7 protein-coding genes are annotated in these 14,379 nt (G+C 36.7%); 4 read left to right on the forward strand and 3 right to left on the reverse strand.

What is annotated here, in order from left to right; all coding sequences use genetic code 11:
• The first annotated feature begins 32 nt into the window (after positions 1-32).
• The 3 genes from infC (at position 33) to ACFIK0_RS00530 (ending at position 2,913) form a co-directional block, all read left to right on the forward strand.
• Positions 33-551: a translation initiation factor IF-3 gene (infC, locus tag ACFIK0_RS00520; RefSeq protein WP_273790218.1), complete on the forward strand. Its 519-nt coding sequence runs from the start codon at positions 33-35 to the stop codon at positions 549-551.
• Positions 552-896: 345 nt separating this feature from the next.
• Positions 897-1,082, forward strand: a complete 186-nt coding sequence (locus tag ACFIK0_RS00525) for a hypothetical protein (RefSeq protein ID WP_273790217.1) — start codon at positions 897-899, stop codon at positions 1,080-1,082.
• A gap of 64 nt (positions 1,083-1,146) precedes the next feature.
• Positions 1,147-2,913: an ABC transporter ATP-binding protein gene (locus ACFIK0_RS00530; protein ID WP_273790216.1), complete on the forward strand. Its 1,767-nt coding sequence runs from the start codon at positions 1,147-1,149 to the stop codon at positions 2,911-2,913.
• A gap of 1,439 nt (positions 2,914-4,352) precedes the next feature.
• Here the strand turns inward: ACFIK0_RS00530 and ACFIK0_RS00535 are convergent.
• Both ACFIK0_RS00535 and ACFIK0_RS00540 read right to left on the reverse strand, forming a co-directional pair.
• Positions 4,353-9,011 (reverse strand): translocation/assembly module TamB domain-containing protein, encoded by a 4,659-nt coding sequence (locus ACFIK0_RS00535; protein WP_375663326.1) that lies wholly within the window; start codon positions 9,009-9,011, stop codon positions 4,353-4,355.
• Positions 9,011-10,975 carry an autotransporter assembly complex family protein gene (locus ACFIK0_RS00540; protein ID WP_375663327.1) on the reverse strand — a complete coding sequence of 655 codons (1,965 nt, stop codon included), beginning with the start codon at positions 10,973-10,975 and terminating at the stop codon, positions 9,011-9,013. The genes ACFIK0_RS00535 and ACFIK0_RS00540 overlap by 1 nt, the downstream gene beginning before the upstream one ends.
• Positions 10,976-11,382: 407 nt before the next feature.
• On the opposite strand from ACFIK0_RS00540, the gene ACFIK0_RS00545 reads away from it, so the two are divergent.
• Entirely contained in the window at positions 11,383-12,915 is a 1,533-nt protein-coding gene (locus tag ACFIK0_RS00545) for a YifB family Mg chelatase-like AAA ATPase (RefSeq protein ID WP_375630585.1), read from the forward strand.
• Between the two features lie 11 nt (positions 12,916-12,926).
• Here ACFIK0_RS00545 and ACFIK0_RS00550 read toward each other — a convergent pair whose 3' ends face one another.
• Positions 12,927-13,832 (reverse strand): transporter substrate-binding domain-containing protein, encoded by a 906-nt coding sequence (locus ACFIK0_RS00550; RefSeq protein ID WP_273790212.1) that lies wholly within the window; start codon positions 13,830-13,832, stop codon positions 12,927-12,929.
• Positions 13,833-14,379 lie beyond the last annotated feature (547 nt).

Below are 14,379 nucleotides of genomic sequence, written 5' to 3' on the forward strand. Positions count from 1 at the left end.
AAGGAGCATAAACCATTCGTAAACCGTTTAAAATGACACCTACCCAAAAAGACGGACCACGTTCAAATAAGGATATTCGGGTACCTCATGTTCAGCTTATCAATGATGAGGGACAACATCAGGGAGTTGTTGCGATACAAGAAGCTCTTGCTATGGCTGCAGATGCGGGACTTGATTTGGTTGAGATTGTACCAAATGCAGAGCCACCCGTATGTAAAATCATCGATTTGGGAAAATTAAAATATCAAACCCAAAAAAAAGCTGCTGAAACACGTAAGAAGCAAAAAGTCATCGAAATCAAAGAGATTAAGATGCGCCCAAATGTTGATGTCCATGATTATGGAGTCAAGCTCAAGGCTGTTCATCGCTTTATTGATCATGGTGATAAAGTAAAGATTACTTTGCGTTTTCGTGGTCGTGAGATGGCTCACCAAGATCTTGGATTAAAGCTTCTTCAGCGTGTGAAAGAAGATACAAGTGAAATTGCCAAAATCGAATTGGAGCCAAAGCTTGAAGGCCGGCAAATGATGATGGTGATAGCACCTAAATAGTTTTGCATTGGAATAATATTCGCATGCAACTCATTAGCATGGGCGTATGGTATTTTTAGAAGCACCACATAGAGTTTTTGTGGTGCTTTTAAGGTTTTATAAATGTGTATAAAGCCTTTTAAGAGTTTAATAATGCTTGATCGATTTATAAGAAGAATTCGTTATTTTGCATATTAAATGAGAAAGCTCAAACATCGTAAGGCCTTCTTATTTCAAGCACTCTTATCATGCAATGCGGCGAAATTGTTTGCTTACACATCACAAATGGAGATGATACATAAAAAATTATTAAAAAAGCAGAAATGTTTTTTGTGAGCCATTTCAAGTGCCAAAGGCTATCACAATATGGAAATTGGTAAATACAATAGTGAAACTCGCCGGTATCTTTTATTGAAAACTAAAAATAATGATGAACAACGAATTTTCGTTATACCTTTTACAGAAACTTTGCACTACATTCTTCACTCTCGCCGTCGTGAAATTGATATGATGAGCCTTGAAAGAAAAGACTATTTTTGTAAAAAAGATTAAGGGGCTTTTTAATTAAGAGTGTTTCAATCTTGCATAAAATAATGAGAGAATATAGAAGCACTTCATGGCTAAAAAACAAATTTCCTCTTTCGACAAACATCTTATTATCCGCCTTTTACGAGAAAATTTTCGTAAACATATGCGTTGGTACAGTGCGGCTATCTTCTCAATGATCATCATTTCTTGTACCACAGCAACCAGTGCATGGATTATGCGGGATGTTGTTAATCAGATTATTGATGCACAAAATTTTCCTATGATTGTTTTGATTTCTAGCTTCATTGCTTTTATCTTTATTCTCAAAGGAGTTGCAACTTTTTTCCAAACTTACTTTCTAAACAAAGCAGGCAACAGTATCATTGCTGAACAACAGCGTAAAATTTTTGCACGACTTATGGAACAAGGAGTCTCTTTTTATCATAATAATACTTCATCTGATCTTCTTGTTCGTGTAACTCATAATGCAACAGCCGTACGTAATATAATTGATACTATTATCACAACTTTTGTACGTGATTTGCTTTCCGTTAGTGGTCTGTTGCTTGTCATGTTCATTCAAAACTTTGTGTTAATCTCCATTACTTTAATCGTAGGACCACTAGCTTTTTTAGGCGTTCGAATGGCTTTAAAACGCGTTCGCAGCTTGATGGAAAAAGAGCTCCTTTCACTTGGTGAAATTATCAAAATCGTACAGGAAACGGCTGTTGGTATTCGAATCATCAAGGCCTTTTCACTAGAAGAAGTCATGAAAAAACGGATGGACAAAGCCATTTGTGATGTTGAAAAACAAACAAACAGTATTGCAACACTCGAAGCTATTACCAATCCAATTATGGAAACACTCACGGGTGTTGCCATTGCAGGTATTATTTGTTTTTCCGGTTATCTTGCAACCCAACGCGCAGGTGTTCAAGGTGAATTTATGTCCTTTATTGTTGCTTTACTTTTAGCTTATGAACCCGCAAAAAGACTAGCAAATGTACGTGTTAAAATTGAATCTGGCTTGGTCAATATCCGTACGATGTTTGAAATACTCGATTGTCCCCTTACAGTTGTAGAACATAAAGAAGCTAAAGATCTGAATAAAACGCAAGGAACTATTCGTTTCGAACATGTTTCTTTTGCATACACTAATAACAAAATGATATTGAAAGACATCAATCTAGAAATAGAAGCCGGAAAAATGACAGCATTGGTGGGACCATCCGGTTCGGGAAAATCAACCCTTATCAACCTTATTATGCGCCTCTATGACCCCACAAAAGGACGCATATTGATTAATGATCAAGACATTCGCTACACAACATTTCGCTCTCTGAGAAACCTGATGGCCTATGTAGGACAGGATACTTTTCTCTTTCAAGGAACTGTTAAATATAATATCGGGCTTGGAAAAGAAGGGGCTAGTGATGACGAAATTATCGAAGCAGCAAAAGCAGCAAATGCTCATGACTTTATTATGAGTTTGCCAAATGGTTATGATACACAGATAGGTGATAATGGCTGTAATCTTTCAGGGGGGCAAAAACAACGACTCGCTATCGCTAGAGCAATGATTCACGATAGTGAAATTCTGATTCTTGATGAAGCAACAAGTGCGCTCGATTCACACACCGAAGCACAAATTAATGAAGCCATTCACCATCTTACTAAAGGGCGCACAACGATCATTATTGCTCATCGCCTTTCAACGATTGCTCGTGCTCATAAAATTGTGGTCATACAAAATGGACAACTAATTGAACAAGGTACTCAAAAAGAATTGCTAGCAAAAGAAAATGGGTTTTATAAAAAACTTCATAATATCCAGTTCAAAAAACATACCTCCTAATTTCTAGATCCTTAAATAAGATTTGAAATAAAAAATGGATAGAAGGTAATGCTCCATTTATAAAAAAAGACTTGTTATCAAGAAAAAGCATTACTTCAATCAAGAATTGGTAAAGAATTTATGGTTTATTGAAAATAAAATTCTTGGATTTAGATGAAAACTTTACTCGTTGTTTTGTTGAATGCAAAAGATAAGATGTAATTTGCTTATTGCAAATTTTCTTTATATTTATGATAAATCAATCAAAAGCGCTTGTTGTACGTCATAAGAGATATTGGTATATGCATAAAAACTCTTAAGATAAGCAATAAAAATACCTCTACACTTTCAAGTGAAAAGATTGTCAGCAACATGAAAAGCTGGAAAATAGAATGATAATGCCGGCTTATAGCTTTAGCAAATACTTATACCTTTATTAATAACGGTAGTGTAGATTTTATACCATTCATAAGAGGTACTTTATACCATTTCACAAGCAATCTTATGAAATAGACTCAAGCGCACACTGAGAAATGTTCCTTTAAAACAAGTACATAAACTTGCAACACAATAATGTTATATTTTGGAGTATTCTGTTTGGGGAGCTATTCGTTATAAGAAAAGTGATCTCATTCAAGACACAATAAACAAAAATCTAAAATAATAGGTAATTTTTATTATTAAAAAATATTGCTTTAAATGCGTTTGACAATAAAATCGATATCTTATGAATTCTCTGCTTGCCTCATGCTTTTGACGGTCTTTAATGGAATCATGTCCTTCACGTAAAAACAGAATGCCATTGTGTTGCAAATTCACGTACTTGTTTTAAAGAGACCTCTCTCAAAGTCTTCCCTAAGCCCATTTCGCGATAACATTCGTGAACTGTATAACGATAAATCCATTAACCCCCTCTATCTTTACGCTTATGGAGTAATAAACCGGCACCATTCACACTATTCTGCCAGTCCCTAATGTTGCGACAGCTCTTAGCTCTCGAGATGATTCATAAGAGGCATTTTTAGTCATTTCTTAATAGTTTTATCCACACAGGATTCCCCGCTTGTAGCATACAAACCGAATGGTTTTGATTGATTCAATACGAAAGAGATTCGTACGATATTCAAAGTTCTAATTCAAGTTGAATAACAATAAATTATCTTTATAAATCAATATATTGCACACACTACATTCTTTAGGCAACAGCACGATATGGGCTTGAAAACAAGGTAAGGTATTTCTCTAAAATAAATATATAGCAGCAAAATAACATACTATCTTTCGTGAAGATTTTGTCCCTTTAGAGAATAGCATAACAAAAAATCGAATATTTCAGATATATCTCTTCACGCCTCAACAAAAAGCTTCTTCTTTTATAGGATTTCTAGTCTATGCCTCCTTCCTCAGATTTAGAAATGAAAGACAAAAAACGAAGAAATTGTTTTTTTAAAATTCAATCTTTAATAATCTCTTTCATAAAAGAGACCTATACTAGAATTTTGTTCATTTCCTATGGCACCTTTAGCTTTGAGATGACGCGAAATATCTAAATTAATTGTCCCTTTCGTCGTTCCATCAGACCCTGCTTCAAAGCCCAAATAAATATTATTGTGTATGTAGCGTCCAATACGTAAGCCTGTATTACCCTTCTCATTAACGATAACATCAAGATCATCAAGTCCAATTTTAGTTCGTAAAGTATTCAACAAAGATGTATTAGAAGCACCTGCAAGATCAGCCGCTGCTGCTGCAAGTTGAGCAATCTGAAATGGTGATAATTCATTAAGAGAGCGATTAAAAATCAAACGAGCCAAAATCTCATCCTGAGGCAAATTTGGTTGTGAAGAAAAATTAATATCAAGATTATCAACCGTCCCACTTACAGTTACAGTGACGCGAATATCACCACTGTTATTGTTGGTTACAAAATAAACCGTAGGATTAAGATTACCACTAAAACTCGCTTGTCCTTGATCAAAATTAAGACGTTGCGACAGGATATCAAAACGTCCACGAATCATTCTAAATTCACCAACTGGATGCACATCATTCAATGGACCTGCTAGATTAATGCGTCCTCCCAGTTCAGCATCTAAGCCTTTTCCGCGTACAAAAAATTGATTGCGTGCTGTAATACGCATATTTGATAGCACGACAGATGACGATTCTTGTGTAACTATACGGCTTTTGCTTTTGTTCGTGTTCTTAACATCAGCACGTTCAAGTGTTGTTTGAATCGATTTAGTTAAATTCTTATTTCTAACATCAAGAAACTTGGCACTTTTAAAATGATCAGGAACAAAAACTTCAGCTTTTTCAACGATGATATCACCACCAAGAACAAGATTATTTAAAAAATGACCTGTCATTGTCATCTCACCTGATAATGTTGCCAGAATCATAGAACCATCATTATAATTGGCATTATCAAGATGAAATATCAAATCTGTCTCTAGACTATTAGAGATACGACCTGAAGCAGAAATTCCCCCCCCCTCAAACGAAGAAGCTGAAGCTTTCTCTATAAGGATATGATCACCTTTCAATTTGCCTTCAAGCTTTATATTATTCAATCCTACATTTGTTTGTGAATCAAAAAAGCTACCGTCGCCTATAGAAATATTTCCTAACAATTGTGGCTTTGATAACGCCCCATTAAGAGCTGTATCAATTCTTGCTGTACCCGTTATATGTGCACCACGCTTGGCTAATAAGAGATTAACAAAATCAAGAGGCATTATCCCTTTAACGTTTAATTTTGCCTCTGAACCATTAAGAGACACAGGCCCATGGATGGAAAGATCTAATCCTTTATCTCCAGTAGCTATCATATTTTCAATATGAAATGTCGATTTTTTATAAGAACCACGAGCATTTATATTGATTGACATCGGTCCTTTATGCGTCATAGCGGTTAAATTTTGACTAGAAAGCTCAAAATGAGCAGATGGATCCTTCATTGTTCCACCAATATCAACTTTACCTATCACTGTCCCATCAAGCGCTTGTCCTGCAATAAAACCATTCGCCAAACGTGCAGATAAATTTTGCAAATTAATATGAAGATCAAGCGCATTTTTCTCTAGAGATACATGCCCCTGAGCTTGTGCTTGTACTCCTTCTCCTGTTAAATTTGCATTCAAAGTAAGATTTTGATCTACAGTGTTCCCCGTAGCAGAAAGAGAAAAAGGCATAATTTTTTTATCTTGAAAAGCAACGGTTGTCAGTCCCTCACCTTTTATATCGTAAGTTATATTAGGTTTTTTTAAATGACCACGAATCATAACCTGCCCTGTTACACTCCCTGCTGCTCCAAGATCAGATTTCCACAGATTGACTAAAGCAGCAGGAAGCGCATTCATTGTAAGTTGCAAATTCATGGTATCTTGAATATTCCCTGCTAAGATGATGTTGCCTCCATTTATTGCAATTCCTAATTCATTGATTGTCATTCCATCTTTATCAAAAGCAATTATGGATGGCTTCGGCAATGTTGCATGAAAAGTATGTTGTTTTAAGTCCACAGTTTCAATTTGCACTTCTCGTTTTATACTTTCTGGAAGTTCCTCAACCATTAAACGACCAGAAAGCCGTGCATTGAGAGTATCATGCAACATCGCTTGGACAGTAAAAACCGTTTGTCCATTATTCCTATCAGCGTGAGCATTTAAACGATTGACCATTACCAAAGGTGTTTGAATATGTTCTGCATTGATAACTCCTTCAAACTGAGTCATGCCAAAAGGATCGAATATGTCAGCATCTATTGCCAATTTTTTTATTTTATTCTTGGAAAAATTCAAATGGTTAACATGCGCCTTCACATTGGTTTTTTGTCTGCCATTTTGTTCATCAAAAATAAAATCTCCTTTTACTTTTCCACTACCATCCTGCAAAAATAACGCTGAAAGTACGGAAATATCATCGGCATCAATATGCAGCGCTCCTTTCAAAAAACCGCCAAGTTGTTGAGAAAGATCACCCGTTATTTTTGCACTTCCCCCTCTAATATCGATATTTTTAAGTTTTCGAATTTTATGAGAATCTTCAAAAGAGGCCGATACATGCAAAGGTTTCTTAGCAAAAATCCCTTCACCTTTTACCACCCCCGTTAAAGAAGTAATTGGTGCTGTATTATCTACAAATGCATCTATGTTAAGTGTTGTGTTTTGAAGTTTCTTCCCTACAATTAATGCTTCAGCAATATGGGCACGTGTATTTAGTTTTATATGGCTATTGCGCCCTCTCGCCGTACTTTGAATTGTAAGTGCACCGCTTATCTTTGGATCTAATTTGGACAAATCAGATATTTGAGCAGATAGATCCATTTTAGCGCTTTCATCTGAAAAATAACCATTAGCCTCTATGTTTGTATATTGATTTTTCAAATTAAAATGACGAAAAATGACACCCCTCGTATTTCGAGTAACACCACCTGAAAGAGTGATGTTTCCTTTGAATAAACGATCAAAAGACTGCATGCCTATTTTCATATCGTCAGCCATTCCTGATAATTGGAGATCAAAAATGCCACTCAATAAACTGATCGTTCCTTTGGCTTTAATATCTGCACTACCAGAAAGTGATTGTTTACTGAACACTTCCAAAGGAGTTAATGTTTGAGCTTTTAAACCGAGATCGCCTTTAAAAATAAAATTCTCCATTGTCCCTTTTAACCAAGAAGAAAAACCCTGAGCCGTAACACTCAGATCATGAATCAAAATTGGTTTGTTCGAAACAATATCCGTATCTAAATGCACATGAACCGCTTGGCTTAAATTTTCTACTAACGCTCCCTTAATCTTTTTAACCCCTTGAAGCGTCCCTTTAACCTGAACACCAACATGACGAGAAGCTGCATTATCAAGATTTTCGCTTACTCCTCCCATATCAAAAATTGCATCGCGAATATAAATATTTTTATTGCTTAAATGATTTACAACCAACCGCCCACTCCAAGATTGTTGACCTTCGCGACCATAGTCAATGTTCAAAGCAAGAGTATTCGCAGATTTTGGCACGTCTGATATAGGTAAATGAACAGAATCCTTTTCGTTATCAAGAGCCATTTTTCCATCAACAAAAAGCCGTCGCAAAAATCCATCGGCGGTTATTTCAGCATTGGCTATAACGTTCATTGCTTTGTTCTGAATAACCATCTGATCAAGGTGTGTCACACCTTCTTTTGTTCTTCTTGCCTTTGCTTTTAATGTTATATTAGATTCGAAGAGACTACGATATTGAGAAGGTATTAAAGGGCTCAGTGTTCCCTCTAGTTTCGTAGAAAAACTCTGTCCTTCTGGAACACTTGCAAGAATAACATTACCATCTACAATAGAATGATGATCAGACTCTAAAGAAAGTTTGATAACCAAATCATCAAAAGTACCATCACCTTTCAGGACGAGATTTAATGCTGGACATTGTTCAATGTTAAAAATATTTGCCAAAATACCATTTTGTGGTTCGTTAGCAGAAATATCAATTTGAGCTGTACGATTACTATCAGATATCTTGGTGAGAACAGAAAAAGAACCCGGTGCATCTAAACGATGCGCCGCTATATCGACATCAAAATTACCACTAGCCAAGGTGAAATTGCCTTTTAAGGACATATCAGCAGAAAAACCAAAAAGATTCTGTTCAAATGTCACATGTTGAGCTGTAAGCGTATTGATAGAAAGAGCAAGCGGCAATTTTGGTAAAGAAAACTTACCCGTCTCAAGGGAAGAAACAAAAGAAGAATTGCCTTGCGGTTTGCGTAAGAATGTAACCTGTTCTGCCGAAAGCTGGTTAATATCCATCCGCCCTCTCAGCAACGCTAGACGATTCCAATCCATTTTAGCATTGGTAATTTTAAGCCAAACCCCTTTTTTATCACTGACAGTAATAGTATCAATTGATGTTTGAGAAGACAGTGTCCCTTGCATATTGTGTAAACGAACTTGACGATTAGGCGCTGAAAGCTTTCGTTCAATTAAAGAAACAAACCATGAGCGATCATCTGTTTTCATTTCGCTAGAGGGAAGAATGTCTCCTCTTTGCGCAAAAACAAAACCACCCACCCCAAAAAACAAAAATACAAAGAAGAAAGCTGATAAACGTACACCTTTTTTCATTAAAATGCTTGCCCTATACCCACATAAAAACCAATGCGAGGGTCACCCTTCTCTCTCTTTAAAGGAAAGGCTAAATCAACGCGTAAAGGACCAAGACCCGTCATATAACGTCCTCCTATACCGGCTCCCCATTTAATTTTTTGAGAAAAATCAAAATTCGCCTTTTCCCCTACTAAACCTCCATCAAGAAAACCGACAACCCCTATTTTATCATTTAAAGAAACACGCAATTCTGCCGATCCCTCAATAAGCGCCCGTCCACCAACAACCGCATCATTTTCTATTTTGATACCAATATTACGGTAAGCATAACCACGAACAGAGCCCCCACCACCAGCAAAAAAAAGCGTATTTGCGGGTACTTGTGCTGTATCATTCCCAAGAATTGTACCAAGCTTTGCCCGCGCAGCAACAACAAAACGATCCCCTTCATCCAACGCCCAATAAGAACGACCTTCTGCTGTTACTTTTGCAACAAAGTTGCTAAAACGCATCTCATAAAAAGGCTCAATGAAAACTTCACCATATAAACCTTTTGTTGCATTAAACTTATTATTACGACTATCGTAAATCAAGCCGCTAGGGAAACCGATTGTTGTAAAATTACGGCTCCCAAAATAGATATCACGTGAATAACCATTTGAAACTTCTACAGCAGCCTGTCCCGATAGATTACCATTGAAAATATGCGTAATACCTAATTTTCCTTTGATGGCTTTTGTCGTATAATTTTCTAAAACATCTTGTTGTATTTTTAATTCTGACCTGAGATCTGTATCTGGCGTGAGTACACCAGGCTTTATAAACGTGCCACCGAAAAGATAATCAAAATTTTTAAAATTATATGATTGCTTTTTATTGCTACCAACACCACTTATTTTTGTTTCAATTTTAAGAGTCTCTGCATGACCCAAAAGATTGTTATGCATCCAATAAGTCTCAAAACCAGCACCATCTAATGTTGAATAGCTACCGCCTACACCAAAACGACGCGGTTTACGTTCTTGTACAACAAGCATAAGCGGTAAACTACCATCTAGATTAATAGTATCAGCCTCACGTATATTGATAGCACGAAAAACACCAAGGCGCGCAAGACGTTCATTTGCCTTAGCTAACGCATCGGAATCGTATATCTGCCCTGGTTTCAATCCAGTCATCCACGCGATATAAGCTGAATCTACACGTGGTTTCTTACTTATATTACGCACACTTAAAGGACCATAATGAGCCTTTTGTCCAGGACCAACAACAATCCGTCCTTCAACACGCAATGTAGCATGATCAGCCACGACTTCACTCTTCATAATTTTAGCTTTAGCATAACCTTGTTGCCGCCATCCTTCTATCGCCCATTTTTCTGCTTTCAAAATGGTTTCAGATTTAGCAATAGCCCCAACTTTATAGCCCAATTCTTCAATTTTGGGCATTTTATGCGCTTTACGTTTTTCAAACGGAGCTACTTTATCAATATTGGCAATACTAAAAACATATTGTGGACCAGCATTAATTGTAATAACGATATTCGATTGTGCTGGAAGTTGAGTTACCGGACTTAAATCAGCGACTTCTAAGCCATTAATTTTAATACTAATAACACCACCATAGCGTCCATCAGCATAAAGAGCAGAAAGAATTGCTCGATAATCTGAACGCGCCTTGGCTAGCAAACCAGAAGAACTGGCGGATGCTTTCTCTTTATCAGCAACAAGAGAAGAAACAGATTTAACTATTTTTATACCTTCTAATGGCGCACCTGGCGGTGCAACAACATCAACTTTATAAAATCTCTCTGTACTTTTGGCATAATGTGAAGGAGAATTTGTTTTCTTTTTACCAAAAAGAGGAATGCCGAAAAAATCAAATGCAGCAAGAGGCTGTGGAAAAGAAAAAGAAAAACACAAGCCTATAAAGACACAGCGCACAGTCCCTGATTTTAACAAAATTCTTGTCTGGTATACCATAAAATCAGATACCTTATAATACACTTTGCATCTACTACGCTTTAAATAATATAAAAATAAGAAAGGTAAATATAATTACTTTGCACATTTTACGCGTTTTATCACATCAAATAACACTCTGCGATACATAACGTCACCCTCCCCTTATATTTTCATAAAATTCTGCACTGTTGTATAACACGAACAGCCTCATTCTTTTTTTCTTAACATATTTATTTAGCTTATTATAAATGTTTTATTGCGTCCCATATTATCATGGTTAAATTTGTACAAATGACTTTCCATGAGAACGCTAAAAACTGCCCATGTATATAGATCTCTCTATAAAAAAAACCATAGAGATGCTTCTTGATTTTTATAAATAGATATGATTGTCTCTACCAAGTCTAAAGGGGGAAAATAAATAAATGATCGCACGTATTACAACTGTTGCTTTTCGCGGTCTAGAAGCAGTCCCTGTCGATGTACAGGTTATGATTTCGTCTGGTAAAATAGGAATGGCTATTGTTGGATTAGCTGATAAGGCAGTTGCAGAAAGCCGTGAACGTGTACAAGCAGCCCTCCACGCTTGTGGACTTTCTATGCCTACTAAACGAATTACGATTAATCTTGCACCAGCTGATTTGCCTAAAGAGGGATCGCATTATGATTTGCCAATCGCCGTAGGCTTAATGCTTGCTATGGGAATCCTCCCTCCTGAAGTAGCACAAGACTATATCATTTTAGGAGAATTATCACTGGATGGTTCACTTACCGCTGTTAATGGTGTTTTACCAGCCGCCATGACAGCTTTATCACTCGATAAAGGGCTGATTTGTCCCTTCCAATGTGGACCTGAAGCAGCATGGGCAAATGCAGAAATAAATATTCTTGCTCCAGAGACTCTGCTCACTATAGTCAACCATTTCAAAGGAACCCAAATTCAAAAACGTCCACAACCGCGCCAATATACTATCGAAACTGAACTTCCAGATCTTTGCGAAATCAAAGGACAAAAAACAGCCAAACGTGCCTTAGAAGTTTGTGCTGCTGGACGCCATAACCTTTTGTTTGTAGGCCCCCCTGGTGCTGGGAAATCTATGTTAGCGCAACGCTTACCTTCCATTTTGCCACCTCTTGATAGCCGTGAGCTTTTAGATGTCTCTCTGATTGCTTCTATTACAGGAGAAACGGTTCATAATACCATTTCACTTCATTGCCCCTTTCGTTCCCCACATCATTCTGCTTCCATGGCCGCAATGATTGGTGGGGGGCTTAAAGGACGACCGGGAGAGGTCTCCCTTGCCCATAATGGTGTGTTATTCCTTGATGAATTGCCTGAATTTTCTCCGCAGGTTCTTGATTCTCTTCGTCAACCTTTAGAAAGTGGGGAGTCAGTTATCGCCCGCGCTAATCACCATATTAGCTATCCTGCTCGCTTCCAACTCATTGCCGCAATGAATCCTTGCCGATGTGGTATGGCAGGCGAAAAAGACCATGTTTGCCCTAAAGGAATACGCTGTCAAATCGATTATCAGTCCCGTATTTCTGGTCCTCTGCTTGACCGAATTGATTTACGGATTGATGTCCCTGCTTTGACAGCTATGGACCTTATGCAACCAGAACAATCAGAAAAAAGCTGCGACGTTGCCAAACGCGTCGCACGATGCCGTACCATTCAAGCTAAACGTTTTTCAACAATGGGGTTTGATCATATTCGTACCAATGGCGATTGCCCTGCCAAAATTATAGAACAGATTGCCATTCCTGATAAAAGTGCGACCATACTCTTACGAGATGTGAGTGAAAAAATGCACCTCTCTGCACGCGCTTATCATCGCATTCTCAAAGTTGCACGCACAATTGCTGATCTTGACGGATCAGATACTCTTTCACGCTATCATCTCGCAGAAGCTATTTCCTATCGACTAGGCGCAGAAAGATTAACAGCCCTTAATTAAAAAACTATTCATCAATAAAAACTTATTGGAAAATAACGCAAATAAAGTTCTGTAAGTTTACCATCTTCTTCTAGTGATTTCAGCGCATAATTGAGTATATCAACCAATTTTTCATTCTTTTTTGCAACAGCAAGCTGCATTCCTTGCCCCAATAACTGTGGCGCCATATATGCCCCCCCAACAAAATGGCAGCAATCAACAGATTTTTGTTTTTTGAACCATAATGATAAAGCAAATCCATCATCAAAAATAAGGTCAATTTTACGCTCTTGTAACGCTTTATAGAGCTCTTCTCTCTTTTTAAATCCTTGCCATTTGGCTTTAGGAAAATAATGTTGAAAGAGTTTTTCGTGAACACTTTTAGACAAAACACCACTGGTTAAATGTATCAATTGATCGCTTATTGGCTCATCGAGATTTAAACGTCGAGAAGCAACAAATCGCGCTGGAAAACGTAAATATGACTTTGTAAAAACAAGATCTTGCTGGGTTTTACTTGTTTCTTTTAAACCCGCAATAATGACTTCCGCATCACCATTTTCAACATGTTCTACAAGCTCTTTCCAAGGAATCACTTCTACTTCACAAAGCTTCTCTAATTTTAATTTTGAACAAATAGCGCGCAATAAATCGATATTATAACCTGCAAGATGCCCCGTTTGATCAATAAAATTAAAAGGAGGAAAATCAAAAGTTGTTACAAAACGCAAACGAAAGATATCCGTTGTATCAGGTTGTACCAAGTGTTCATGCGAATCAAAAAAAGAAGGCAGCCTTTCAGCTTCTGCGTAAGAGGAAAATAGAACCCCCCCTGCTACAAATAAAATACGAATAAAAATATTGTATGGATTATTGAATAAAAGATACCGTAAACGCAATTGAAGATGTTTTACATATATAGATTTTTTTATTTTCAAAATCTCTCCCCCATTTTTCAAAACTAAGATGCAACTCTTCTTAACTATTATCTAACGCACTTCACCAAAATATCTGGCGTTTAATAAATAAAATTCTTGCTATTTTTTAAAACTGTTAAAAAATTTAACAGTTTTCATATATTTTTTTTGAAACCATTGAAAATGCTTAGATTTCTGATGTTAATTTTCCAAAATAAATATATAAAAGGTAATTTTAGAGAAAGGTGATTTAATTTTTTAAATATAAGAAATAAGCTGTATATACTTTAGTGGCACACTTTATTTTATCAAAATATCTCGCGTATCTTAAAATATTAAGACCATTTCCTTGCGTATCACAACTAGGGAAGTATATAGATACTATTGAAGAAAAGAGTAAAAATACCCCTCAAATGCCGAGGTTTTTCTCAACATTAAGGTTGCATCAACATTTAAGAGTTGAAAAATAAAATGATGATTCTGGTTTGTGCTTTATTGTCAAGATGGGAAAGGTGGGAGACATGAATCTTGTAGTATTCACAGGGTATTTTGCGCTATATTATTCAAA

Origin of the sequence: Bartonella sp. CL63NXGY, assembly GCF_042194905.1 — a bacterium.
Taxonomy (GTDB): Bacteria; Pseudomonadota; Alphaproteobacteria; order Rhizobiales; family Rhizobiaceae; genus Bartonella.

Coding starts and splice junctions, on each gene's coding strand:
- infC (WP_273790218.1), top strand. CDS start 33: ATGACACCTACCCAAAAAGACGGACCACGTTCAAATAAGGATATTCGG.
- ACFIK0_RS00525 (WP_273790217.1), top strand. CDS start 897: ATGGAAATTGGTAAATACAATAGTGAAACTCGCCGGTATCTTTTATTG.
- ACFIK0_RS00530 (WP_273790216.1), top strand. CDS start 1,147: ATGGCTAAAAAACAAATTTCCTCTTTCGACAAACATCTTATTATCCGC.
- ACFIK0_RS00535 (WP_375663326.1), bottom strand. CDS start 9,011: ATGAAAAAAGGTGTACGTTTATCAGCTTTCTTCTTTGTATTTTTGTTT.
- ACFIK0_RS00540 (WP_375663327.1), bottom strand. CDS start 10,975: ATGGTATACCAGACAAGAATTTTGTTAAAATCAGGGACTGTGCGCTGT.
- ACFIK0_RS00545 (WP_375630585.1), top strand. CDS start 11,383: ATGATCGCACGTATTACAACTGTTGCTTTTCGCGGTCTAGAAGCAGTC.